The sequence below is a fragment of the Methylomonas stagni genome, assembly GCF_050154735.1.
In the GTDB taxonomy this organism is placed as follows: Bacteria; Pseudomonadota; Gammaproteobacteria; order Methylococcales; family Methylomonadaceae; genus Methylomonas; species Methylomonas koyamae_A.
Window position 1 is genome coordinate 2,170,062 of sequence record NZ_CP189557.1, and the last position, 24,849, is coordinate 2,194,910.

The following is a 24,849-nucleotide window of genomic DNA, read 5'->3' on the forward strand; positions in this document are numbered from 1 at the left end:
GGCCGCTACCTATAAGTCATTACCGGAATAGGAGCCGTTCACGGATTTGTTGCACACCGGAAAATCCGGCACGATGTTGTTCAACACCAATTTTTCCAGTGCCGGCCAGTTCAACTGACTGGGATCGCGCGGGTAGAACCGGGCGATGCGGTTGCCGGCTTCGAAAGCCACAAAACTCACGATCTCGCCGCGCCAGCCGTCGACGATGCCCAGGCCGCGGCTGCCGGCCGCCGGGATGAGCCACTCGCCGACCAACGCGCCCGGCGCCAGCCGGTCGATAAACTGTTCGATCAGCTTCATCGAGGCGATGATTTCCTTATAACGCACCCAAAAACGCGAGGCGATATCGCCCTGATTTTCCAGCGCTACCTTGAAACCGACCGCGTCGTAGGGCGGATAGGCCGCATCGCGGCGCACATCGAAATCCTGACCGCTGGCCCTACCGACATAGCCGACCGTGCCGTAGGCGGCGGCGATATCCTCGGACAAAAATCCGGCGGTATATAGCCGGTCTTCCAGCGACGAATTCAAATCCAGCGTGGTCATTAGGTCGGCCAATTCGTCTCTGAGCTTGACGATACCGACGCGCATGGCTTGGCATTGCTTAGCCGACAAGTCCGATGTCACGCCGCCCGGAACGACGCAATCCATCATCAGCCGATGCCCGAACATCGCGGCCTGGGTGCGCAACCAGTCTTCGCGCAATCGGGTAAATTGGATTTGCGCGAACGTAAACGCCACGTCGTTGCAGATCGCGCCGATGTCGCCCAGATGATTGGCGACCCGCTCGCGTTCGGCCAGAATGCCGCGTATCAGCGCCGCGCGCGGCGGAATTTCGACACCGGCCGCCCGCTCCATCGCCATGCAGGCGGCCCAGGCGTGTCCGACGGTCGTATCGCCCGACACCCGGCCGGCCAGCCTGGCCAAGCCCGGCGGATCGCGGCCCTCGGCGATTTTTTCGATGCCTTTATGCACGTAACCCAGGCGTTCTTCCAAATTCAGTATCAATTCGCCGACCGCCTGAAACCGAAAATGGCCGGGTTCGATGATGCCGGCATGGACCGGACCGACCGGGATTTCGTAGGTGCCGGCGCCGTGCGATTTCACGAAGGCATAATCCATGTCCGGCGGCGTCACGGTTTCCGGGCGGCCTTCGACCGGAAAGTCCTTGCGCAACGGATGTTGGTGTTTGTCCCACGCCTTGTGGCGCGTCCACGGCCGGTTATCCGGATGGCCGACGAACTGGATGCCGAACATATCCTGGGTGTGGCGCTCGCTGCGATTGGCGGCCGGATACACGCCGGCCTGACTGGGCACTTCCGGCTTTGCCGGACCCAGCTCGGTTTGCGCCCAAAGATAAACGCCGTGTTTTTCCAGCAATACATGCACGACAAAACCGGCCGCGCGTTGTTCGGCCCAGCCGGCCGACCAGCGCACGCTATCGGCTAGCGCCAACTCGGCCAACGTGCGCCAATGTTCGGAAGCCACCCGCCAACGGAAAATGGCGTCGCCGGCGGCATCCGATTCGACGGCGACACCGGCCGCCGACAGGGACGAGCGTAAGACTTCGGTCCAGTTCGAATCGCTCATAGCGGCACGCTCCCGGAAATCAACTGCGTGGCTTGCGAAAACCAATTCGCCAGAAAATCGGGAATTGCCAGACCCAACCACAATACCAGCGCCAGATGAATCATCACCGGCCACAGATTGGCTTTAATCGGCTGCTGGCCCTCGGGGCGCTCGCCGTAGACGATGGGTTGAATGTGGCGAAACAGCCCGGCGAAGGCGACGCCTATTCCCAGCAACAATACCGGCGCCAGCCACGGATAACTATGCATCGTCGCCACCAATACCAAAAATTCGCTGGTGAACACGCCGAACGGCGGAAAGCCGGCAATCGCCACGGTACCGATCAACAGCCCCCAACCGATCTCGGGTTGAGTTTTGATCAAACCGCGAATTTTCTCCATCTGCTGGGTGCCCGCCAGTTGCGCGGCATGGCCCACTGTCACGAAGATCGCCGATTTGGTCAACGAATGCACCGTCATGTGCAGCAGCGCCGCGAAGGTCGCCGATGCGCCGCCCATGCCGAAGGCAAAGGTCATCACGCCCATGTGCTCTATCGACGAGTAACTGAACAAGCGCTTGATGTCTTTTTGCCGGTGCAAAAACAAGGCGGCCACCAAAAACGACAGCAAGCCGAATCCCATCATCAACAAACCGGCCATGTTGGTGTGGGTGGCGCCGTCCACCAGCATCTTATTGCGCACCACCGCGTACAGGGCATCGTTGAGCAACAATCCGGACAACACCGCCGACATCGGCGTCGGGCCTTCGGAATGGGCGTCCGGCAACCAGTTATGCAAGGGCACCAGACCGATCTTGGTGCCGTAGCCGATCAACATGAACACGAAGGCCAGCTCCAAAATTTCCGGATTCAAGCGCGCGGCGTTGTCGAACAGCACCGACCACAGCAAGGCGTTATCGCCGTCGCCGATCTGCACCGCCGCGTAATACAGCAAGATCGTGCCGAACAAGGCCTGAGCGATACCGACCCCGCACAGAATGAAATATTTCCAGGCGGCTTCTATCGATTCCGGTGTGCGGTAAAGGCTGACCAATAATACGGTCGCCAGCGTCGCCCCCTCCATCGCCACCCACATCACCCCCATGTTGTTGGTGGTCAATACCAGATACATTGCCAGCATAAAGCCCTGATACATCGAGTAGTAAAGCTTCAGCCGCTTCTCGGTCAATTTACCCCGCTGCTTTTCGTGCTCCATGTAAGGCGCGGAAAAAATCGAGGTGGTCAAGCCGACAAAGGCGGTCAACACGATCAGATACACGTTGAACGAATCGACGATGAAGGCCTTGCCGGCCGACAGGATGGTGCCGTTGTTCAGCACATTGACCGCCAACCAAATCGTCGCCAGCAACGTGACGGCATTGAAGCGCACGTTGAGTTGGCCGGTTTCGCGCTGGTGACCGACAAACGCGAAAAACAGGATGCCGATCAGCGGAATCAGCATGACCAGATAAGCGGCGATCATCGGTCCACCTCGTGCAAACGGTTCATGCGATCGACATCCAGCGAGTCGATGCTGGTGCTGATATGAAAGAAAAAGATCCCGAACAACACCGCCGCGACCAACACGTCGAAGGCTATCCCCAATTCGACGACCATCGGCATCCCGCGAGTCGCCACAATCGCGGCGAAAAACAAGCCGTTTTCGATGGACATGAAGCCCACCACGTGAGCAATCGCCTGCCGATGCGAAATCATCAACAACATGCCCAGCAGCACCACCGACAGGCTGACCGCCAATGCATTCAACATCACCGCCGACGAGGTCTGCACGATGGGATGTAGCACGTAATAGCTGAACACCATCAGCGCCGCGCCGCCCAGCATCACGAAAGTGTTGTTTTTCAAAGCCTCCACGTCGCGGTGCAAATTCAGCAACAGCACCTGCCGCCGCAGCATCCACGGAATGAACAACACCTTCAGCACCAAGGTCAACAGCGCGGAAATGTAGAGATGATGGCTATCCAGACTGTAAGCCGCCAAGGCCGTGGTCAGCGTCAGCAGCAAACCTTGCAGCGCGAACACGAAGATCAGCCGCAACAAACGCCCCTGCCCCAGCATCAGAAACGAGGTCAAACCGACCAGCGCGGCCATCGACAAAATCGCCTGGGTGTAAAAATCCTGTTGTTCGAGATTCATCAGCGCGCCGCCTCCAAGATGATGTGACTCAACATGCCCAGCAAACCCAGCAAGTAGGCGAAGCTGAGATATTCCTGCACCCGAAACAAGCGCATCTTCGCCACCAGGGTTTCCGAAATCGCCAAGCACACCGCCAACACCGCCAACTTGCCCGCAATCGCCAGCAAACCGTAGCCAAGCGCCGGCAACGTCAATTCCCGCGCGATACCCCAAGGCGCGAAGATATTGGCAAGCAACACCCCGTACAACGCCAACTTCAACTGACTGGCCCACTCGATCAACGCCAAATGGCGGCCGCTGTATTCCAGGATCATCGCTTCGTGGATCATCGTCAGCTCCAGGTGAGTGGTCGGGTTGTCGACCGGAATCCGGCCGGTCTCGGCGATCGCCACCAGCATCAGCGCGAACATCGCGAACACGAAGGACGGCCTTAGCACCAAGCCTTCGTAGAGTACATGTTCGATCGCCAGCGATAGGTTGGTGGTCGATGCGGTCATCGTCAGCGTGAACACCGCCATCAGCATCGCCGGTTCGGCCAGCGACGAAATCGTCATTTCCCGCGACGCGCCCATGCCGCCGAATGCGGTCCCAATGTCGAGCGCGGCCAGCGCCAGAAAAACCGGGCAAACGCAAAAAATCCGACCAATACGATGACGTCGGCGCTGGCCGAGGTCGGCAAGTCCACCGCTATCAACGGCACCACCGATGCGGCCAGCACCATCGCCGAAAACACGATGTACGGCGTGTAGATGAATAGCCACGAAGCATGTTCGGCCACCACCGGCTGTTTACGGGTTAACTTAAGCAAATCGCGATAGGGTTGCAGCAAGGACGGCGCCCGGCGATTTTGCAAATGGCATTTGCACCATTTCAACCAACCACTCAACAACGGCGCCAAGGCCACGAACAGCGAGGTTTGGAGCACGGCAACGAACCAGTTCATAGACTGACCACCCACAACATCAGAATTAACGTAGCAAACGAGTAACCGAGATAAACCCGGATATTACCGGTCTGGATGCGGCCAACCAGCCTGGCCAGTTGATTGATGCCATGGGCAATGGGTAGATAGAGCCTGGGCCAGCTGTGATCCTGCACTTGCAGGCGGTAATGAATCGCCGCGACTTCGATGTCCCCGGCACCGTGCAGGTCTTTATCGATTTGCTCGTCGATCAACCAGACCTTGGCGAAAATGCGCCGGAACGGCATCGTAAACGCGCTGCAACTGTATTGCATGCGCGCGTTCAAACCGCCGAAGCCGCAATCCCAAGCCGGCGCGCGGCGCATGGTTTTAGTTTCCGGATTGCGGCGCAGATACCAGAACGCCGCGCCGGACGCCAACAAAACGCTGATCAACACCAACAGCGGCGCGTAGGATGCCTGTTGATGCGACACCGGCGCCAGCCGCAACCAGCTCAGCGCGGTGTCGTTGGGCAAGGCTTGCCCCAACAATTGCCGGGCCACCTGATTGAGTAAGTCAATGATGAAAGCCGGAAAAATCCCGATGAAAAAACACAAGCCAGCCAACAATTTCAAGGCCAACAGCATGCCGCGATCGTCCACTTCCTGGGCTTTTTCGGCGTTGCGCGAACGCGGCAACCCTAAGAAAATCATGCCGAACACTTTGACGAAGCAAGCCGCCGCCAAGGCGGCGGTCAAGGCCAGGGCCGCCGCCGACACCGGTATCAGACTCCGCAGCACGCCGTTTTCCAGCGCGTCCACCTGCAGTGCGGTCTGGAAGGCCAGCCACTCCGACACAAAGCCGTTGAACAGCGGCAACGACGAGATACTCATGCAGCCAATCAGGAACAGGAAACTGGTCTTGGGCAAGCGTTGGATCAAGCCGCCCATGGTATCGATATTCAAATCGTGAACCTGATGCTGCAGTATGCCGGCCCCTAAAAACAGCAGGTTTTTGAACAAGGCGTGATTGAAGGCGTGAAATAAGGCCGCCAATAAGCCTAAGGCCGCCAGCTGCGGAAAGCCGTTGGCCATGAAGATCACCGCCAAGCCCAGCACCATGAAGATAATGCCGATGTTTTCCACCGAACTGTACGCCAGCAGGCGTTTCAGGTTAGGCTGCATCATCGCGTACAGAATGCCGCCCAAGGCCGAGAACGTGCCCAGCACCAACAGCACGACGCCCCATTGCCAATGCACGTCGCCCAGCAAATCGAAGCAAAACCGGATCAGTCCGTAGACGGCCACCTTCAGCATGACGCCGCTCATCAGCGCGGAAATATGCGACGGCGCGACCGGATGCGCTTCCGGCAACCAAACGTGAATCGGCACGATGCCGGCCTTCATGCCGAAACCCAACAAGGCCAGCACGAAAGCCAAGGTCGCCCAATTCGAGGACAGTTGCGCTTGACGCAAGGCGTCGAAGGTAAAGCCGTCGGTAAAGGCCGCCAACACCCCAAATCCCAGAATGATGGCGAGCGCGCCGACCTCGGCCATCAGCAAATACAGAAAAGCGGCGCGGCGGTTGGCCGGGTGTTCGTGCTGAAACGCCACCAGGAAATAACTGGCGACCGACATCAGCTCCCAGGCGATCATGAAAAAGAAGGCGTCGTCCGCCAGTAGAACCAACAACATACCGGCAACGAACAGACCGGTGAACAAGCCCAACACCGCGAACGGATGTTTTTCTTCTTGATAGGCCGCCACATAACCCGGCCCGTACAGGCTGACCGCGCCAACGGCGATGCCGATTATCAAGTAGAAGAAACCGGACAGACCGTCGAAACGTACATGCCAAGGCAACCACGGCAAGCCCAAGCCAATTCGGTCGGTGACCACCGAGGTTTGACCCAACAGCACCCACAAACCGGCCAGAATCGCGGCGACGCCCGCCGCACCCAGCAACCTGAATACCGTGGTTTTCAGTAACGCCGCGTATCGGCTTTCTTCCAGCCAGGCATCGGCGCTAGTCCAACATCGCCTGCCGGCCGGCCAACGCCGGAACGCGGCGTGGCCTAGCCGAAGCAAACCGGCGCGGCGGTTGACCAGCAGCGCCAGCAGCCCGGACGCAAAACTCAACAGCACCGCGGCATAGGCCAATATCAACACCATGAGGCTATCTCTCCGTTTTCAGCCAGATTCGCTACCGAATCGCTCATTGCCACACCTCGCCGATCTTGTGTTACGACAGATGCGCTCAGGCAATACCCGAGCCAATCGCGTTAACGCCCTTACAAAACAAGCGACCGCATCATCGTCGTGCGCTTAATCGACGCTCCAGCGAAACTTTTGGTTGATTTCAACCGGCGCAATTGGTTGATCCGAACCAGTTTCACCACACCCAAGCAGTCGCCTCCCCCTCGAGCTACGCAAAGCAGCGGAACGACTTACGCCACACGGTCTGACGAACACTGTACGCCCACTTTCCGGTGTCAAGTGAGTTATCTCGCAACGCACCGATGCCGTTATTCACAGACACCAACCGGCGCTGGATTTATTGTTTCATCACGCCGACACGGTTGCGGATATCAGTAGAAATGACCGGCGGCACGGGATTCCAGTCCTTAGAGCCGGCGCGTCGTTACCAAGCGTGCCATTCGAACTCAACCCATTCCGGAGACATGCGCGATGAGCCAGCCGATTTTGGAAAGGTCTCGGACCGACGACACCCAACACAGCGGCGGCTGCCCGTTTCACGCCGACTTGACCGAAACGCCGGAACTGGCGGAACTGAGCCAGGACGATTGGCTGTTTCTGCCGATGCATAAACGCACGATCGCCCAATACGTCACCAACGAGACCGGCGCCACCGAACTACGCCTGTATTACGAAGACAAGGAAATCAGCTTCGACGAACCCGAGTTGTTCGCATTCGGCGAAAACCTGGCCAAGCAAGCCAGCTTTCCAGCCATAAGCGCCACCGGTTGGGGCCAGGGCTACGATTGGCCGGTGGTTAAGGATCTGCTCGAAGAGTTGATTCTACAAGGCATCCTGCAAACCACCAACCCGGCACCCGCCCCTAAAATGGCGCAAACCGGCGCCAACCACCTACTACCAACGGCTCCCGGCCAATCGCCGCGCACTTGGTTCGAATGCGAGGCCATCATGGCCGAACTGACCGGCCGACCGGTGGAATTGGGCTATCTGGAATTGATGATCCCGGTATTTCGGGTGGCTCATATCGCGATGGATAACGAAGGTCGCCAGGTCGGCGAATCCAACGTCTTCCCGAAACCGTTGCGTGTCGAAGTGCCGACCGAATGGACGACCTGCCCCTACCCCGGCAGCCGCTACCAAAACGAGCGGCCGATGAATTTGACCGCGCTGAAAAGCATGGGCCAGCATTGGTTGCCGGCGATGGCCGCCTTGCTGCAAATCCGCGAAGCCTATCTGCGGCGTTTTCCGGAAGCCCGCGCCGGCTGGACCGTCGGTCATTTGGAGCGCTTGTCGGCGCTGGTGCTGGCGGTTCCGGCCTACCAACTGATGAAAACCGCGCCCCGCGTCGCGAACGGCGAGTTGCATCCGGTGTTGTCATCTATGTACCGCGTCACCGACGGTGTGCGGATGACCACCCATCAAATGCTGTTCCTGCCGGTCGTCGAAACCACGCTCGCCCCCGACGCGCCGATGACAGCCCAAGGCATTTACGACTACGCCGAACGCAACTACGTGTTTCAGTCCGCGCACGGCGTTTGCGCCGGACCGCGCAAGATGATCGAAGAATTTTTGGGCGTGCTGGTCGACGGCACGACGCTGGCCGGCATGGACGACGTTCCGCAAGCCCCGGAGGTCGCGGCCGCGCTGGACGCATTGCCGGCCGCGCTGGATTACGGTCTGTACGGCTTGCAGGCCCACGCCATCGCCTTCTCGGTGTGGTCGCTGATGAGCCGCCATTACGAAGAGCTGTGGACGATTTTGGATACTTGGCCGAACGTCGATTCCGAACGATTTAACGCGTTCAAGGCGCTGGTGCAAACTCAGATCAAACAGTTGCAATCCAAATCGCTGATCGCTAGCGAAGCATGGCGGGCCGATCGGGAAAAGGTCTACGCCGACATGTATCAAAAAACCTGCGAAGGTTTGGGACTGACGACGAATGCCGACAGCTTGGCCGAACGCATCGCGCCGCCGGCGGTTAGTGCCTATCACCGGATCGCCGAGGCGCAATTGCGCGGCATCTTGAGTACGCAATTCGGCCGACCGGCCTACGAAGCGGCGGCGTTCGAGCGCTTGATTCGCTGCTTGATGAAATATTTCCGCCGTGAGCAAGGCATTTTGGCCGCCGCCGAACAAACCCAGCAAGCGATCAATCGGCTGCTCGGCCGCCCGCAACCCGAGCGCGAATTCTCGGCGGCGGATTTGAATATCTACAACCTGCTGCTCGGCGAAGTCCAGCGTATTCCGCACATCGGCGAAGTCTTCGAGCAATTGTTCCACGTTGAGATACGGGTGACCAAGAGCAACATCGACATTCGCGAGCACGGCTAGCCCGGCACGCGGCCTCGGCTAGGGATGGCCGAGCGCCTTTAACGATTATGTTCGCGTTAATCACGACAGGGATGCGCGACCGTCGCCTCTGGCATCGCTTAGCCAGGACTCGGCTGGCAGGACGCTTAGCCATCGCCATCCGCGGCTACCGGGCCTGAGCGATCGATACCGGGGCGACGGCGAAGATTAACGCGAACATAGCCTTTCGGGTCGGCCTATCGCGTTGGGGCCGGACGATCTGGCCGAATGGTTTAACGGGGCGTCAACCCTATTCCGGCGTGGCGCCAGCGATTTTGAATTTAGAGGATAGTCGGACCGCGCCTGCGCAGCGGATTGCGGGCGGTCAAACTCGAACCGGATCAGTCGGCATGGGGCCGGCGAATCGACGTGCGATGGGCACGGGTATAAAGAGGAGAGTGTCATGAAAGTAAAATCCAACATTCGTGCTGGTTTGGCTGTCAAATTGGGCAGTTCAGTCGGCGGTCGTTGCAGCGGCGGCATCGTACTGGCCTAAGCCAAAACCCTAGAGGGAAAAGGACGTCCCTCGCTTCTTGGCTCGGCCGGCCACCAGCCGGCCGCGCCAACCTTATTTTGAAAAACTAATAACGCCCGGACCGGTTTCTCCAAACCCAAACCGCGGAATCAACGGCGAGATTGCAAGCCATCCTTCGTCACGGCAACCCGGTCTCGCAGGGGTTGCAATCCAAGCATTCCGGGACATGATCGAATAAACATCAAGAGGACTGTCATGTACCGCCACCTGTTTAGCGCACGCACCATCGAACCGGCCGCCCATTCCCGAGCCGCCAGGATTTTTCTGAACACCGCCTTGATAACCGGCCTGCTGGCCGGTGCCGGCGTCTCCGCCAATACCACCATCGTGCAAGCGCCGGCCGACGCTCGCTCCTTTGGCTTGGAATCCTTGCGTCTGGCCGTGCGACAAGACGGCGGCGCGCCGCTGCCGGAAGGACTGGACCGCTTCGTCAAGAACCGCGAAGCGGCCCTGCAACTGGGCAAGGCGCTGTTCTGGGACAGCCAAATCGGCAGCGACGGCGTGCAGGCCTGCGCCAGTTGCCATTTTCACGCCGGTGCCGACAGTCGCGCTAAAAATCAACTCAACCCCGGCTTTCTCGCGGTAGCCAATGCTAAAACCAATCCGATCGACGGTTTTGCCAACGCAAACAAAATCAATGCCGCCGATTTCGAAATCAAGGGTCCGAACGCCAGGTTAACCCGCCAGGACTTCCCGTTCGTCAAGACCATCGACAGCGTGGTCCAAGGCGCCAATAGCGCCATCGATCCCAGCACCGGTAACAGCAACGACATCGCCGGCTCGATGGGCATGTTGTACACCTTTTTCGACCACGTAAACCCCGGCCTCGCCGTCGATAGCGGCACGCCGGTCCAGGACCCGGTCTGGAACCTGTTCGGCAAGAAGAACGTGCGCCGCTCGGTCCCGCGCAACGCGCCGTCGGTGATCAACGCGGTGTTCAACTTCAGCAACTTCTGGGACGGCCGCGCCAATCCGCATTTCAACGGCCAGGACGGTTTCGGAGACCAAAATCCCAACGCCGCCATCGTCGTCAACACGCCGGACGGATTGGCCCTGGAACAAATCTCCCTGGCCCAGGCCAGCTTGGCGTCGCAGGCGATGGACCCGACCGTCAGCTTCGCGGAAATGTCGTTCGGCGACCCGCATCAAAAATCCACGTCCGATCCCAGCCTGCCGAATGGCCGCAGCTTTCCGGAAATTGGCAAAAAGCTGTTGGCGGCGTCCGCCGCGTCCGGCAAACCCTTGACGCCGCTGGGACAACAAGTCGTGCATCCCGAGGATTCGGTGCTGGGCGGCCTCGCCAAGGCGCCCTATCGCGGCCTGGATACGACTTACGCCGATTTGATCAAGGCCGCGTTTAACGACCAATATTGGGAATCCGACGAAGCCATCGAAGCGCCCGGCATCGTCTTCAACCAAATGGAATACAACTTCAGCCTATTTTTCGGGCTGGCGGTGTCGCTGTACGAATCGACGTTGGTCGCCGACCGCAGTTATTTCGACGTCTGGATGGAAACCGGCCGCTTTAACGCAGGCTTCGGCGACAAGGAACTGGCCGGCTTGAATCTGTTCGTCAACCAGGGCCAGTGCGTGCAATGCCACGCCGGTCCGGAACTGACCAAAGCCTCCATCCGCGCCGCCAACCAGGGTAAAAACCTGATTCGGCCGATGACTATGGCCGACGGCAGCGCCCTTTACGATAGCGGCTTCTACAATATCGCGGTGACGCCGACCACCGACGACTTGGGCCGAGGAGGCTCGGACAATGCCAATCTACCGCTGGCCTTTGCTCGTCAGGCCCTGATGCAGCGGCGGAATTTCGAAGCCAATCAAGCCTTGCCGGCCGGCGAGCCGCGAAAACCCGACCCGATTCCGTTCCCAATTCTGGGTAACGATGCGATTCCAGCGCTGAGCGAAGACGGCAACAGCGCGGTCTGCACGGATGCCAACCATAATCAGATCTGCGATCCCGACGAAATCCTTAACCGGGACTTTAAACGGGCGGCGGTCGATGGCGCTTTCAAAACCCCCGGCCTGCGCAACAGCCAATTGACCGGCCCCTACTTTCACAACGGCGGCGTCGCGACGTTACGGCAGGTGGTACAGTTTTACAATCGCGGCGGCAACTTTTGCCACTTCAACGCGCCGGATCTCGCCCCCAACATCAAACCGTTGGGCTTGACCGACCGGCAGGAGGAAGAACTGGTCGCCTTTCTGGTGTCGCTGACCGACCAGCGCGTACGCTACCAAAAAGCGCCGTTCGACCATCCGGAACTGCGTCTGCCGATCGACGGCCGCCCCTACCAACCGCTGGCGAGAATCGGCGCGGTCGGCGCGAGCGGCTCCCACCACCCGCTGCCCACCTTCCTGGACCTGGACCCCAACGACGCGATCCTGACGCCGACGGGCAGTTGCGTATTGGAATAAACGGCAATCGCGGACAAGGCGTCAATGTCTTGGTACTGGAGCCCAGCGACCAATTCGCCGTCGGCCGGCAAGCCGCTGATTTGAACCATCCCGATTTAATCGGCAATCAAAGCGCCCATTTCGTCGATACCCACGACCATTCGGTTCACGCCACGGCCGTGGGTAAGCAGGAAGGATTTAATCCTATTCGCCCCGGGACGAGCACTGACGTAAAAGACTTATAAATCAACGACTAGCGAATAGACCAATGTCTGAATCAGCTGACTTCAGCCGATGTCATGATTTGTCATTTTTATAAAATACGCTCTTTTGCACATCTTCATTCGGTTCGCTTATTCGCGCCAACATGCCCCTCGAAAAAATACTGCTCGTTCTTAGCGTTATGGCCCTGTCGGTACTGGGTTGGTACATCTACACGCCGCCTTACCATTCACCGCGCGAGTATCCGCCGCTAGCGGAAGCCGATCGGCAACGCATGGATTTGCAGTTGTTCAACGAACTGGCGGTCAACGGTTCAAGGCCGCCGCATTACACGGTCGAAAGGCGCCGGCAACTGATCCTGGACATGGCCAAGCAAGGCTTCGAAGTAGCCGATCTGGCGTATCAACTGTTGAATATCGGCCCCACCGTTAATTCCGGTCGGCATTGGCTGATGCCGTGGGAGCGCTCGGCTTACCACCATTTGCGCAGGCTGGCCGACGCCGGCGACCCATCGGCGCAATGTTTGGCGGCGTTGGTGATCGCCCGCTGGGATTTGGACATGCGGAATTACGAACGTTATGTCGTGCAGGCGGCGAATGCCGGGCAGCCGTATTGCACCAATATATTGAGTGGGTTGTTGACCATACATATTGGCCCACAAGAGCCTATACCAACATCTTATTGGCAAACGATTCCCCAGAATGATCTCAAAGGCAGAGAATTAAAGCTATTGGCTGCAAAGATGGGGGTAGAAACAGCACAATTATATCTGGTGAGTTTTTTTCACAGGGGATTCAAGGTTATCCATTAAATATTGGTAAAGCAACGTGTTGGCTTAGCTTGGCAGAACAAGCAGATACGGGTGGAACTCTGAAAGAAAAATCCAATTTGATTTGGTTAACTCAACAGGCGCAAGGAAAAGGCATCGATATTTCGGAACATTACGACCCAAAGCAATGGTGTGAAACCAAACTGACTAACTGATTAAATATTTATACAAGGAACTGGATATGGCAGGTCAAACCGTTCAACAATGGACAAATCAATACAACCAATTACGTCAGAACTATATTAGCGTTAACAACACAATAAAAATTTATTCTAAAGGCGACTCTCCCGCTCTATTCGAAGCCCAACGCCTGCAACTCCGCTTGGAATATCAAATCAACCAGCATATCGATTCAGCCTATACGCCGGAGTTAATAGATACATATCAAGCCTACCAAAATCAAAAAATTGGAATCCAAACTAACATCCCCATAGACGGTATCCTCTACAACAACATTGGCCAACCGCTGATCTGGGACCCCAATACCCACTGGGGTCAGTTCAATCAATTTCGCGAGATCCGAAGTTTTATCCGCAGTGTGGCCGACTTTCATCTGGCGAGTTGTTTGTTGATTGAACGAGTTACTTACCTTCGATCTAACATATTTCTCTCTGGCAGGGTTAGGAAAGTCCATTTCATTCGTTAGGCATGCGCTAAAATGGATAAAGACTTGAGTACCTCAAAGAAAACTGCCATAGCCTGCATACTTTGGTTTGCACTTTGTGCTGTTGCATTTAGCAATGCGGGCTTTAATATTTTTTTCTTATTGCTTTACCAATTGCCGGTATATGGTGGATGGTTTGGTTCGTGCGATTAATGATTTATCGGTCCCGCCAATACCAGGCTAAAAATAAAAATATCGGCACGAAATATACTTGGATTTATTGGGCATTAGAACCAGCCACGCTAATAATGTCTTTGGTTTTATCGAATTTTGGCGTTTTTTCTTATATTCGATTTATGGCAAGCGAACAGGCTCTTACAAACTATGCGGAGCATGTGCGTGCCGGAAAAGTTGATCTTGCTTTTGAGTTTCAACACCCGCCGCGTCAAGTCGGCTTATACACGGTGACGGTCACAGATTTACTGGCTGATGGAACGGTAAGAATGATTACATCTTCACATTCGGTTATGGATAAAGCTGGTTTTGCTAATTCACCAAATAATCCACCACTGAAGCTGGGCGAAGATTCTTATAAACATATTTATGGACGATGGTGGTATTGGTATGAAAGCTGGTAATTCCATGCCCAATCGGGTCAGGGCGAGTTTCTCTCGGATCCTCCCCACAAGACCTATGCGGGTCCGCTGCGCAAGTAGATGAAACACGGTAATGACAACGTACCCACTGGTCTTTGATCGACACTAATCCCTCCGACATTAACCACGGGTTATTCATTGCCATCTGCGTAATTGGTGTCCGCGACATGGCGTAACGCCCTTTCGAACTGACGTCGGTTTTGATCGCTTCCTTCAGGTTAACGCTCAAACTTACAGTGAATGATCTTGGTGCGCGGCATCGTCACCGTTTTAGCGCCAAGGGTAGAGATTACAGGAGCTTATATATCTGCCCATTAGCAACAGCGCATACACCGTCCGCGCCATTGGTGCAGTTCTGGGACTGGCCGGTAATTTTCCGATAACGCAATAAAAAACCCGCCAAGCCTTACAGCTTGCGGGTTTCTGATCTTCCTTGAGTTTCTCTGAATCGAGAAATGGTGGCGACACCGGGAATCGAACCTGGAACCTCGGGGTTATGAATCCTAAGTTAGTTAAATACTTTTAATAAAATCAATCGCTTGCGTTCTGCTGGTTTTATTAAAAAGCGTTACAAAGCGCATTCGATTTGTACAAAAACTGGCGCAGCGTTGCAAAATCGTTGCACTAATTAAACACAATAGGAGGAAAAATGACATGCCCTAAGTGCGGAGGCGAAACTCGACGAGAAGAGCCGGCGCCTGGATTCAAGCCGACATATTGGTGCCCAAGATGCGCTCAAAGGTGCTGGGTGTTAGGATCGTAGGTCCGAGTTAGCGAAGCGTAATCGGAGCTACGCGGGCTGCTGATTTTGTTAAAAAGCGTTACAAAGCGCATTCGATTTGTGCAAAAACTAGACAGGCGTTGCAGAATCTTTGCAGCGTTGAACCGCAAAACCGTATGCCTAACGCAGAGCTAACTTGCCCGACTGGGCGCGGAGAATTATGAATAACGAAAAAAACCATCCCGCCCAGGCGGGTCAAGTTGAGCGCCGGGTTATGCACTGGTTTTGCTTTTCATACTACGGACAGTGTAATGAAACTGGCAGACAAGCGACGGCAAGTGCTTATGTTGGCTATCCTGGCCGGGAAGTTACAGCGCCAATGATAGATAAAAACAAAAAGGTCGCTGGAGTAACCGGAGACTCGGCTCTAATAGCTGTTTCATATCTGGGCGAAATGACGAGAGAAGAATTTTTGGGGCATAACGCAGAGCTAACCGGACCGCAACAGCTAGATCAAGACTATGAAAACTGAACAAAACTCGCCCGCTGTTGCGGGTCCGGTTGAGCGCCGGGTTATACGGCTGCTTTGTTGGTGGTTTGGCTGCGATCCAGACTACGAACTTAGCAATAATTATGCGGTGCCGTGCAAGCGCTGCGGCGCACACGACACAGACTACTCCGATATGGTTGGCGACACAAGGCACAACCGGCTGGTAAAGCGGCTGCGTTACCAGTGCTTTCGGCGGTGGTGGCCCGCGCCATGCAGTGATTGCGGCAAGCGATTTGGAGACCACTCAGAATGTTTACCTTTTTGACGTATAACGCAATAGCTAACGCGCCGTAGCGTAGCGGAGGTCGCCGTTGAGCGGCGGGTTATGCGGACGAGAACAAACAATGACAAGCAACGCTCATTGCGGCGGTGTTGTTGACCGTTGAGTTGGGCTGGTTTTTGGAGATTGAGATGAACATAAGTGAATTGACTGACAAAGCACGTGGCATAGCACAATGCCTCACTTACAACGACGACGAGCACCAAGCCGCCGCAAAGCACATGCTGCTTGAGATGGCGCACCGACTCGATACGTTTGACGTACGCGCACACAAGAAGGCCGACGGCTTACTGCTGGTGAATGGCATAGGGAAAGCGCGCTTCGCAACCATGAAGGAGCGGGCGCTGCACTGGCTATTTGGCATTCTGCCGAACAAGGTGTAGTGACGCATAACGCCAAACTAAGGCGCGCCGCCGATGAACTTTAAACAAACCGCGACGCTTAACCGGCGTCGCCTTGAGTGCCGTGTTATGCGGCTGGAGTCGGCATGAACCGCGAAGAACGAATTGAAAAATTAAAAAATGGCAGTGAAACCGCCATGTGGGCCGCCGAGGAAATAGAACGACTTGAAATAGCCCTAAAAGAAATAGAGAAATTTGGGCATGGGGTTGGATACGGTAGAGGTTTTACGTGCGCAAATATAGCAAAGACAGCATTGACGCATAACGCAAAAAGTAACCCGCGCGATAGCGTCGGGTTGACTGACGGGTTAGCAGGGTAATGTAATGAGTTGCGAATTTTGCACAGATGAAGACGGATTGCCATGCTTGCCAATTTACGGACTTGCCCCACATGAACACGTTGGGAGTTCGATTATTGGCAGCACACGGTTTTTGCCGAAAGAGCAGTGGCCACCAGAATTTGAGCCAGACCCCAATGAGGATGGAATGGGGACGTGGCATTGCCCGCATTGCGGTGAGTAACATGACTGCTAACGCAACAAGTAACCCGCGTAGCAACGCGGAGTCGGGTTGACTGCCGGGTTATTCATTTTAACTTGGGTAAATTATGAAAATTAAAAATTCTACAGAAATAGAAAACTGGCTATTCCTACACGCTCAAATACAAGAGCATATTTGCGATGGAATCAAAGGTGAAATTAATGGCGACAATGTTAACGTGGCCTATATTGATCGAGATACCGGTGAAAAAATTGATATTGAGTATGATGTATAACGCCAAAAGCTAACGCGCCGTAGCGCAGCGGAGGTCGCTGTTGAGCGGCGGGTTATAAGTCAGGAGATTGCTATGCAAAACAATTTTACACAATCGGTTATTGATTTTTGCGAAGAGCAAAATTACAAGAGAGATGGCTCAATAACAGAGGAAGAATTTTCACAAGTTGCTTTTAGATTATACGGTTGTTTTACTACTGCCGATCTATCACTAGAAAATATGGTAGAAATTGCAAATTGTGCGCTTCTTGCTAGATTGAACAAGAATTATAACGCAGAGCTAAGTTGCGCTGAGCAACGCGAAGCGTCAACTTGAGCGCCGGGTTATACGTTGAGGCTAAAATGAAAGCGATATTCGAGGCATGGTTAATACGAATTGCGGCAAAAATTATTCGCGGCAGGAATGTGCAGCGTGCAATGGTCGTAAGCCGGGCTGACAATAATTGGATGTCCGAAGCGGGATATGAACTGGGCAAAATTGCCGACAGAATAGCGTCTGGGTATAAAGACGTATAACGCACTAGGTCAGGAGCCTTGCGCGGCTGTTTGCGCAAGGTCGCCTGCACCGATGGGTTAGGCCGCGATTGCAAGGGACAAGAATATGAAAAAACCGAGACTGCTGGATTTGTTTTGCTGCGCTGGTGGCGCTGGAATGGGTTACGCCCGCGCCGGGTTTGAGATTACCGGCGTTGATGTCGTGCGCCACCAGAACAACCCCCATGCGGTGATTGTGGCTGACGCTCTGACGCTTGACCCGGCATGGATAGCGGAGAACTTTGACGCCGTGCATGCCTCGCCGCCGTGCCAAGGATACACCACGATGCGCCACGCGCCGGGCGCGAAGGGTGCGCCGCGCCTGATTGGGCAAACGCGGGAACTACTGCAAGCGACTGGACTGCCTTGGGTGATTGAGAATGTGGAAGCGGCAGCGGGCGAAATGCGACTCCCCGTGCTGCTGTGCGGCACGATGTTTGACCTTGGAGCGCAAGGCCACGACCTGCAAAGGCACAGGCTTTTTGAAACGACTTTCCCGGTTGCGCAGCCGCAATGCAGTCACACGGAACGCCCGGTAATTGGGGTGTATGGCGGTCATGCAAGAAACCGAAGCTCAAAGCACGGCGGGCGTGGGACAAAGGATGTTTGGGACGGAGGCCACAAAGCTGCCGCATCGAAGGCGCTCGGGATTGACTGGATGACGCTCGGCGAACTGAGCGAGGCAATACCTCCAGCCTACACCGAGTTTTTAGGATGGCAACTACGGGCGGCAATGATGCTGCGCCTAGCGGCCTAACAACTGATTATCAGGCAAATCTGCCTGCATAAGCTGATATTAGCCGGGTTTTTAGGCACTCAACTACCGCACACCTCAAGCCGCCACCGGGAAAACGCGCCTGATTGCCCCACCATCGCCCACGGCGGCGGCATTTCATGACCAGGACCGCGCAGGGCCGTGATCTCGCGAGCGCCAGCCGCGACGCAATGCGCCACGGCTTCGCTTAATCCGCTCGCGCCACGGCGGCCGGCGGCGGCCAGCAGCTCGGCGGCATGCGGCGACAGCCAGCGCACGATCACGACGCCGTCGTAATCGTCGCCGGTCGCATAATCCAAGCCTGGCGGGTAAAACCGCAGCACGTCGATAGGCCCGTTAATGCGCTCGGCGTGGACGGTCATAGCTCAGCGACGGCAGCGGCAAATGACTGCTCGGCGGCATACAGTTCGGCTGCGGTTTGCGAGACAGCTATAGATAGTTTAGCCGCTTGCCGGGCGCCCTCGATTTGCGCGCCGATGACAATCCAGGCTTGCGCCGTGGCGACAATGCGCGCGGCCGTTTGTGCCGGGGTTTTTCCGGTTGCCGCCGCCTCGGCGGCGATCCACGGATATGCGCTAGCGTCTGCCGGATTCGCGGCGGCTTGGTACGACTTGGCGTCGGCCAGCTTGAGCGCATAAGTGGCTTCCTGGCCAGGCGCAATCGTGATGTACTTTGCTCGGATCGCGCCGGCGGAATCATCCACGCGTGCGGCGGCGGCGGCGCGCAATTCGACGATTCCCTTGGTCATGACCAGCGCCATTACACAGCCTCCACGGTTGCAGACCAATCAAGATACGGCCACTTAGAGACCGTCAAAAGAATGGTGCCGGCGATGGCCGTCGCAAATTGACCTATTTCGTTGATGGGCCCGCTCACCGCGTCGCCGGTGGTCAAATTGACGGCAGTCAGATCGGAATCGGCAGGCGCGCCGCTGATTGTCGCTTGGTCGACGCCATCGGCCGCGATGGCCGTCTTATCAATTGCCGTTGCCTGTGCCGGCCGCACGACCGGTTCGCCATCGACCATGTAATCGGTAGACCGGTCGGCGACACCCGCATAAATAGCATAACCATCGCCCCATCCGGTTAGCACTAGATTTAGCTCAGCCTCAATGGTCAGTCCGGTTTGCACGATCCGACCGGTCTCAGCCTCATAAACAGCATAATCGATCATTTTTTAGTTCCCAACAAAAGCAACGTTGTGTCCTTCGTGCGCGTACCGCCGTTGGCATAGGCCACAAACGTTGTTGTCGCGGCCGTGGTTACGTACTGAGCGGAGACGACAATGGTCGCTGAAAATCGCCCGCCGGCGTAGCTTTCAAACTTGTTCTTGGCAATCTGAGTCCCGCTGGAGCTGTCGAGATTGATGTACAGCGTTTGGCTGCCGTCCAGGTCCCAGACCGTGGCCTGACAGGTCGCGATCAAATTAACCGATGTGCCGATCGGCAGCGTGACCGTGAGCGTCACAAGATCATCACCCGATCCATAGCGCGGCACCGTCACGGCTTCGTCCTCAATCTTGATCGTCGTCACATTCAGATCGACGATGTCGGCCTCGACTACTTTCAGTTTGTTGACAGACGCCCGATCGATTTCCGCGTCGCCAATCGCCGCTGCCGCGATATACGTCGTGCGATTGCTGCCGGTGATCGGGTTGGTTTTGGTGATGGCCGTTGGATCGTAAGGCGCGACGGTCGCGCAGGGCGTTGGCCCGATGTTGAGGGTAAACCTGGCAGCGCGCACATCGATCGCGCCGGACGTTTCAACGCGAATGCCAAACGCGACCGACTTAGTACCGCTTCGATAAGCCGTTCCACCGGGGCCGAAGACCGCACTTAAACGCGTCCACGCGCCGACAGCGTTAATATCAACCGCCACATCGGAGGCGTCGATCAGCGCACCGCCGGCATCATAGCAATAGCAACGCAACAAACAGGTTCCGGACCCGCCAGCCCGAGTTAGCCAGCATGCCAAAGTTATCGGCTGAGCGGTATCGATGGCAATCCGACTCACACTGATCATTTGCACGACGTCGCCAGCGCTGTCGCAGTACGCGCGCAAAAATGGCGCGGTCACGTCCCATGGCGGCCCGTTGGCGGTGTCTTTGTAAAACGCTCCCCAGGCCGGCGAGCCGCTTGTCGATACAGCCCAGTCCGGGCAGATAGCCCCAGCATGCACCGCGCCCGATAAATCAGGATTGGGCAGCAAATTGTCGCCGGCCTTGTTCAGCACCTTACTGTAATCGATCCCGCCGGCCGCAGATTGAAACACCACGTTGCCGACTGGATCGTAGACCGTGATCGCCTTCGCGACGGCACTGCCGCCGGCATCGACGGTAAACTGCCCGCCGCCGCAATTAATCGTGCCGCCGGACAGCGCGCCGGAGAAAGTGCCGGTCACGCCGGACAATTGGCCCTTGAACACGGCATTACCGGACGAATCCAGGTAGAACAACCCGTTTCCGGCGGTTTTCGACCCGGTGCCGTACCAGATCGGGAACAAGCCGCTGTCGGACACTTCCACCCGCCAGCCGGTACCGGCCGAGGTTTTCAGGGTACCTGCCGTGACGGTGCCCAAATCGGCGACGATGGCCGACAACTGCGCGACGGTCAATTTATCCGCCGTCACCGTGCCTGCAACCAGCGAGCGGCCGTAGATCGTGCCGTCGACGACCATGTCGCCGCGCAAGCCGGCCTTGATAACGCCGTTGATGTAGCCGACCGCAAACAAGGCTTCTTGCGGCGCGGTGGTGCCCGGCTTGACGACCAGGAAGCGGTCGGCCTCGACCACCACATCCCCGGCCCGACCTGGATCGGCCAGGATGTCATCGACCATGGCCGTGACGTCCAGCCCGGCGACTGTTACCGATAACTCGGCGGTATACGTCGCGGCCGGGCCAAAGGCATCGACGCCCTGCAAGCGCACATACCACGCGCCGTCGGCCGCCACGGCGAAGGCCGACAGCCGGCCAACGCCGGGTCCGACTAGATTGGCTGGCCCCGGTGTAAAACCGCTTGTCTGGCTGGCGTAGACGTTGGTGTTTTCGTAGTCCGGATCACCGGGCTCGGTGAATTTGACGAACACCTGGCCAAGGCCCGGTGTGAGTTCAACGCCGGTGAAGTCCACGGATTCCGGGTTGCTGACTGTCAGCTCCGCCGAGTTGCTGTAGTTGCCGTAGAAGTCGCGAGCCCGGACGTTGACTTTAAACGTTCGGCGCGGACCGCCGTCTTCGACGTTTTTATCGTAACTGTAAGCGTATGCGTTCTCGGTGACGTAATCGGTGCGCAGCAACGCCCCGCCGGCGGTGTACACGCGGATTTCAAAATCCCGGAACCACGGCGTCTGCCCGCCCTGTCCAGCTGCATAAACTGCATTACCCAGCACGCTGGCGGCATCGGTCCCCCAGCTGAATAACGCGGTTCGCCCGGTAAATTCGGTCGTACCGGACGGCATGGCCAGGCCGGTAACATGCACGGCGCTGATCGCGTAAAACTCACCGAGCGTGTGAGTGATGCTAATCGACGACGACAAGCGCCCGGCGATGTTGACGGCGGCCAGGGTGATTTCATATTCGCCGGTCGCCGGATTGTTGAGCCGATACGACAGCCCGACGATCTCGGTATCGACTACCGTCGCGCCGGCGTAGCGCACCAGCAGATGATAGCCGCGTAGCAAAGTATCGGTGGACGCGCTCCAGGCAACATCCAGATAGCGATGAATGCCGGTCAAATCAACGAACGTGCCCTCGGTGCTGATCAGCCCGGACGGCGGCACTACGCCGGCCGCGATATAGGGGTTATTCGGCCTGGGTTCCAAGTCGCCGATTTCGTCGATTTCGGCGTATTTATCCGGGTCGTACTGAATCGCCGAAACCGTGTAAAAGCCGTTTTTCGGGTCGTCAGATTCGGCGATTTGCAGGATGCGATACAACTGGCCGATCGCATCCGGATCGTACACGATGAACTCCATTTCATGGGCCGGCGCGCTGTCAAAATCCGGCGCGACCGTCAACGCACTATGCGTGCCGGCGGCGCTGGTGACGACACTATCCATGACTTCGCCGGCGCCGCCTATCACCGCTAGTCGATAGGTCACGCCGGCCGCCAGCGTGACCGGTGCATCCAGCACCACGCTTGACACCGTACAACCGACCGAGCAGCGGCCGCCGTAGCGCTGGCCACTGTTGCGCAGCGGATCGGCCACCCGAATCACATCGCCGGGCTTGTCGTTGAATCCGGCCAGGCTGGGGCCAAAACTTACGCTATCGATTTCGCGGCGGCTGGTGACCAGCAAGCGTTTGCCGCGCCGGTGCGCCTCGGCCCGCGACGTACAGCCGAGCATGGTTTCGGCTCTTAGGTTGTAGCCGTAGCGTTCGATGCCGTCAATATCCTCGATATATTCGGTGGTAAGGCGGCTTTGGTCGGTGATGTCGTTGTATTGGATTTGAGCGGCGGTGTAGCGCACCTGGCGGCCGCTGCCGGAGTAGACAAATTGGCCTTTACGCACATTAGCCGGCACATACAAGTTGGCTTTCGACTTAGGAGCGTCTTGCGTGACATAGACCGACGTCCCGGACCACAACGCCTGGGCGTCAAAAACCCCGGCAATCTGGCTAATCATGTCGTGAGCCGGGACGCCCTCCATGATTTGAGCGTCGATTGAATAACGATGCTCGGTACCGCCGTTGCCGTCGGAGACCAGCTCATCGCAACGCTGGGCGATTTGGTACAGCGCCCACTTGTCTTGATAGGCCGGGTCGATATGATCGCCAAGGCCATGGCCGCCGGTAACGAGTAAAGTATACAGCACCCAGGGCGGGCTACGCGTCCACGCCCTGATCAGCGTGCCGTCCCAGTCCGCGCCGGTGTAGGTGCGCGCGGTGGGATTGTAAACGGCGGCGTGCGGTACAAAACACAGCCAGCCGAGCAAGTCATAACTACGGACTGGAATGCTGGAAAAGTAGCGGGTATCGAACGTCAGCCGGCAGTGCGCCACGTTTGGCCGGCGGAGCTTGGCGTACGTCAACGCGACGTAGCTATCCCAGCTGAAGGCGTTGACGGTGTTAGCGTCCGGGTCGGCGGTGATGCGCGTCACGCGGATGTCGAAACTGGTGGCGTCGGCGTCGATCGCGCGAAGGTTGACGACATAGCCGCGCTGATACGCGCCGTCTTGCTTGTCTTTGATCGTGCCGCGCCCGCCCAGATCGGCGGCCACCCACGAGCCGCCGGCCGGCTTGACCTCGATCTGCAAGTCCACCGTGGTGCCGGTCTTGTCGCCGTTGTCCGGGTTGTTGCGATACAAGCCGGCAAAAGTGAGTATCACCCGCACCGCATCGACGGCCGGATCGGTGATGGTCCTAACTACCGGGGTTGAGTGAGTGACCGGCACGCCGACGCTGACCGGGGTGCCGATGGCGTCTTCGACGCTGCCTTGGATGTAGTCTTGCGACTGAGTGCCAGTCCGGTAATCGAACGAAACGCCCTCGAAGTTTAGCGAGCCGTCGGCGGCCTTGATTGGCGTACCGTCGAGCTTGATGCACTTGAGCGGGTCCGCGTCCGGGAAGCCGGCGATTTCGCCCCAGGCCCACGCCTCGACAATCTCGACAATGCCGCGCGAGCGCACGGTATCCGCTTTATAGACCGGCGTGCGAGCACTGCCGCCGCCGCCGCCGCCCATTGCCCCGCCCAGCAGGGCCAATGCTTGCGTCATGTCGGCAAATCCTCAACCCAATAATTCGACGACAACACGATAGAGCCGGCATCGCGGACCCGGCCGACTAGGATCGGGTACGGATGGCCGGCGGCCGTGACGTTGACCGCGCCGTTGCTGATATAGCTGGGCTTGCTTTCCGGCCGTTCCAAACTGGCCGGCGATCGGTTGGCTTTTTTGCCGGTGATCATATTAGCCACGGCGGAAATCGCGAGCGACAGCGCGGTATTAACGACCATCGTGATCAAGGTGAAGTTTGCGGCGGTCACGCCGATGGCTGAAAATGCCGCCGCTACAAAGGCTACCGGCAACTCGCCGCCCACCACCGGCATGACCCACAGCTCTTCGTCGGCCCAGGGATCGCACGCGCTGTCGTTCAACACTTGCCGCGAAGCGGCCGGATCGGCGGCGTTGTACAGCACCGCGACATATTCCCCGGCATCGCAAGCCGCCAGGAATCCGGTCCGCTGCACGGCGATAGCCCGCAACGCTTCGGCCGGCGTAGCTACGTCCAGGGTCCAGACGGGTTTGAACTGCTCAAGGTCGCCGAATAGGCGAATGGTTTTCAGCATAGCAAAAAATATTTATTCGTTTGTATTGACAAACAATTATTAGTGTGAGAGACTATACCCACGTTGAGAGACAACGGACCGACCCGGCGGAA

At 57.2% G+C, this 24,849-nt stretch carries 23 protein-coding genes and 1 pseudogene; 14 read left to right on the top strand and 10 right to left on the bottom strand.

Going from position 1 to position 24,849, the window contains the following annotated elements; all coding sequences use genetic code 11:
* Positions 1-9: 9 nt before the first annotated feature.
* The 5 genes and pseudogenes from ACP4CD_RS10000 to hyfB all read right to left on the bottom strand — a co-directional run bounded on the left by ACP4CD_RS10000 (position 10) and on the right by hyfB (position 6,796).
* Entirely contained in the window at positions 10-1,590 is a 1,581-nt protein-coding gene (locus ACP4CD_RS10000; protein ID WP_426994425.1) for an NADH-quinone oxidoreductase subunit C, read from the bottom strand.
* Positions 1,587-3,050, bottom strand: a complete 1,464-nt coding sequence (locus ACP4CD_RS10005) for a hydrogenase 4 subunit F (protein WP_064029009.1) — start codon at positions 3,048-3,050, stop codon at positions 1,587-1,589. Before ACP4CD_RS10005 ends, ACP4CD_RS10000 begins: the two co-directional genes overlap by 4 nt.
* Positions 3,047-3,724, bottom strand: coding sequence for a formate hydrogenlyase (locus ACP4CD_RS10010; RefSeq protein WP_313728623.1), 678 nt, complete (start codon positions 3,722-3,724; stop codon positions 3,047-3,049). The genes ACP4CD_RS10005 and ACP4CD_RS10010 overlap by 4 nt, the downstream gene beginning before the upstream one ends.
* Positions 3,724-4,667, bottom strand: a pseudogene (locus ACP4CD_RS10015) (respiratory chain complex I subunit 1 family protein). The gene ACP4CD_RS10010 and the pseudogene ACP4CD_RS10015 overlap by 1 nt, the downstream one beginning before the upstream one ends.
* Entirely contained in the window at positions 4,664-6,796 is a 2,133-nt protein-coding gene (gene hyfB / locus ACP4CD_RS10020) for a hydrogenase 4 subunit B (protein ID WP_168033694.1), read from the bottom strand. Before hyfB ends, ACP4CD_RS10015 begins: the two are co-directional and overlap by 4 nt.
* 516 nt (positions 6,797-7,312) lie before the next feature.
* Between hyfB and ACP4CD_RS10025 the strand changes: the two genes are divergently transcribed.
* From ACP4CD_RS10025 to ACP4CD_RS10090, 14 genes are all read left to right on the top strand, one after another.
* Positions 7,313-9,172, top strand: a complete 1,860-nt coding sequence (locus ACP4CD_RS10025) for a hypothetical protein (RefSeq protein ID WP_426994426.1) — start codon at positions 7,313-7,315, stop codon at positions 9,170-9,172.
* Positions 9,173-9,920: 748 nt separating this feature from the next.
* Positions 9,921-12,152: a cytochrome-c peroxidase gene (locus ACP4CD_RS10030; RefSeq protein ID WP_426994427.1), complete on the top strand. Its 2,232-nt coding sequence runs from the start codon at positions 9,921-9,923 to the stop codon at positions 12,150-12,152.
* Complete coding sequence (locus ACP4CD_RS10035; protein WP_426994428.1) at positions 12,137-12,376, top strand: hypothetical protein; 240 nt, start codon at positions 12,137-12,139, stop codon at positions 12,374-12,376. The genes ACP4CD_RS10030 and ACP4CD_RS10035 overlap by 16 nt, the downstream gene beginning before the upstream one ends.
* Before the next feature lie 122 nt (positions 12,377-12,498).
* Complete coding sequence (locus ACP4CD_RS10040; RefSeq protein ID WP_426994429.1) at positions 12,499-13,164, top strand: hypothetical protein; 666 nt, start codon at positions 12,499-12,501, stop codon at positions 13,162-13,164.
* 29 nt (positions 13,165-13,193) lie between these two features.
* Entirely contained in the window at positions 13,194-13,337 is a 144-nt protein-coding gene (locus tag ACP4CD_RS10045; protein ID WP_426992749.1) for a hypothetical protein, read from the top strand.
* Positions 13,338-13,363: 26 nt separating this feature from the next.
* Positions 13,364-13,828, top strand: a complete 465-nt coding sequence (locus ACP4CD_RS10050) for a hypothetical protein (protein ID WP_426994430.1) — start codon at positions 13,364-13,366, stop codon at positions 13,826-13,828.
* A gap of 170 nt (positions 13,829-13,998) precedes the next feature.
* Complete coding sequence (locus tag ACP4CD_RS10055; RefSeq protein WP_426994431.1) at positions 13,999-14,424, top strand: hypothetical protein; 426 nt, start codon at positions 13,999-14,001, stop codon at positions 14,422-14,424.
* Between the two features lie 959 nt (positions 14,425-15,383).
* A complete protein-coding gene (locus tag ACP4CD_RS10060; RefSeq protein WP_426994432.1) occupies positions 15,384-15,695 on the top strand; it encodes a hypothetical protein in 312 nt (103 codons plus the stop codon).
* A gap of 429 nt (positions 15,696-16,124) precedes the next feature.
* Positions 16,125-16,376: a hypothetical protein gene (locus ACP4CD_RS10065; protein ID WP_426994433.1), complete on the top strand. Its 252-nt coding sequence runs from the start codon at positions 16,125-16,127 to the stop codon at positions 16,374-16,376.
* A gap of 104 nt (positions 16,377-16,480) precedes the next feature.
* Positions 16,481-16,714, top strand: a complete 234-nt coding sequence (locus tag ACP4CD_RS10070; RefSeq protein ID WP_426994434.1) for a hypothetical protein — start codon at positions 16,481-16,483, stop codon at positions 16,712-16,714.
* Between the two features lie 287 nt (positions 16,715-17,001).
* Positions 17,002-17,169, top strand: coding sequence for a hypothetical protein (locus ACP4CD_RS10075; RefSeq protein WP_426994435.1), 168 nt, complete (start codon positions 17,002-17,004; stop codon positions 17,167-17,169).
* A gap of 72 nt (positions 17,170-17,241) precedes the next feature.
* Positions 17,242-17,484, top strand: a complete 243-nt coding sequence (locus ACP4CD_RS10080; protein ID WP_426994436.1) for a hypothetical protein — start codon at positions 17,242-17,244, stop codon at positions 17,482-17,484.
* Positions 17,485-17,510: 26 nt separating this feature from the next.
* Positions 17,511-17,684, top strand: a complete 174-nt coding sequence (locus tag ACP4CD_RS10085) for a hypothetical protein (RefSeq protein WP_426994437.1) — start codon at positions 17,511-17,513, stop codon at positions 17,682-17,684.
* An 85-nt stretch (positions 17,685-17,769) separates the two neighbouring features.
* A complete protein-coding gene (locus tag ACP4CD_RS10090) occupies positions 17,770-18,459 on the top strand; it encodes a hypothetical protein (protein WP_426994438.1) in 690 nt (229 codons plus the stop codon).
* 59 nt (positions 18,460-18,518) lie between these two features.
* Here ACP4CD_RS10090 and ACP4CD_RS10095 read toward each other — a convergent pair whose 3' ends face one another.
* From ACP4CD_RS10095 to ACP4CD_RS10115, 5 genes are read right to left on the bottom strand one after another with little or no spacing between them, the layout of a single operon-like run.
* Entirely contained in the window at positions 18,519-18,839 is a 321-nt protein-coding gene (locus ACP4CD_RS10095) for a hypothetical protein (RefSeq protein WP_426994439.1), read from the bottom strand.
* The gene (locus ACP4CD_RS10100; RefSeq protein WP_426994440.1) at positions 18,836-19,237 is read right to left on the bottom strand and encodes a hypothetical protein; all 402 of its coding nucleotides are present in this window, start codon (positions 19,235-19,237) and stop codon (positions 18,836-18,838) included. The genes ACP4CD_RS10095 and ACP4CD_RS10100 overlap by 4 nt, the downstream gene beginning before the upstream one ends.
* On the bottom strand, positions 19,237-19,650 hold the full coding sequence (locus ACP4CD_RS10105; RefSeq protein ID WP_426994441.1) for a hypothetical protein: 414 nt from the start codon (positions 19,648-19,650) through the stop codon (positions 19,237-19,239). The genes ACP4CD_RS10100 and ACP4CD_RS10105 overlap by 1 nt, the downstream gene beginning before the upstream one ends.
* Positions 19,647-24,185, bottom strand: a complete 4,539-nt coding sequence (locus tag ACP4CD_RS10110; RefSeq protein ID WP_426994442.1) for a host specificity protein J — start codon at positions 24,183-24,185, stop codon at positions 19,647-19,649. The genes ACP4CD_RS10105 and ACP4CD_RS10110 overlap by 4 nt, the downstream gene beginning before the upstream one ends.
* Positions 24,182-24,757 (bottom strand): hypothetical protein, encoded by a 576-nt coding sequence (locus tag ACP4CD_RS10115; RefSeq protein ID WP_426994443.1) that lies wholly within the window; start codon positions 24,755-24,757, stop codon positions 24,182-24,184. Before ACP4CD_RS10115 ends, ACP4CD_RS10110 begins: the two co-directional genes overlap by 4 nt.
* Between the last annotated feature and the right edge of the window lie 92 nt (positions 24,758-24,849).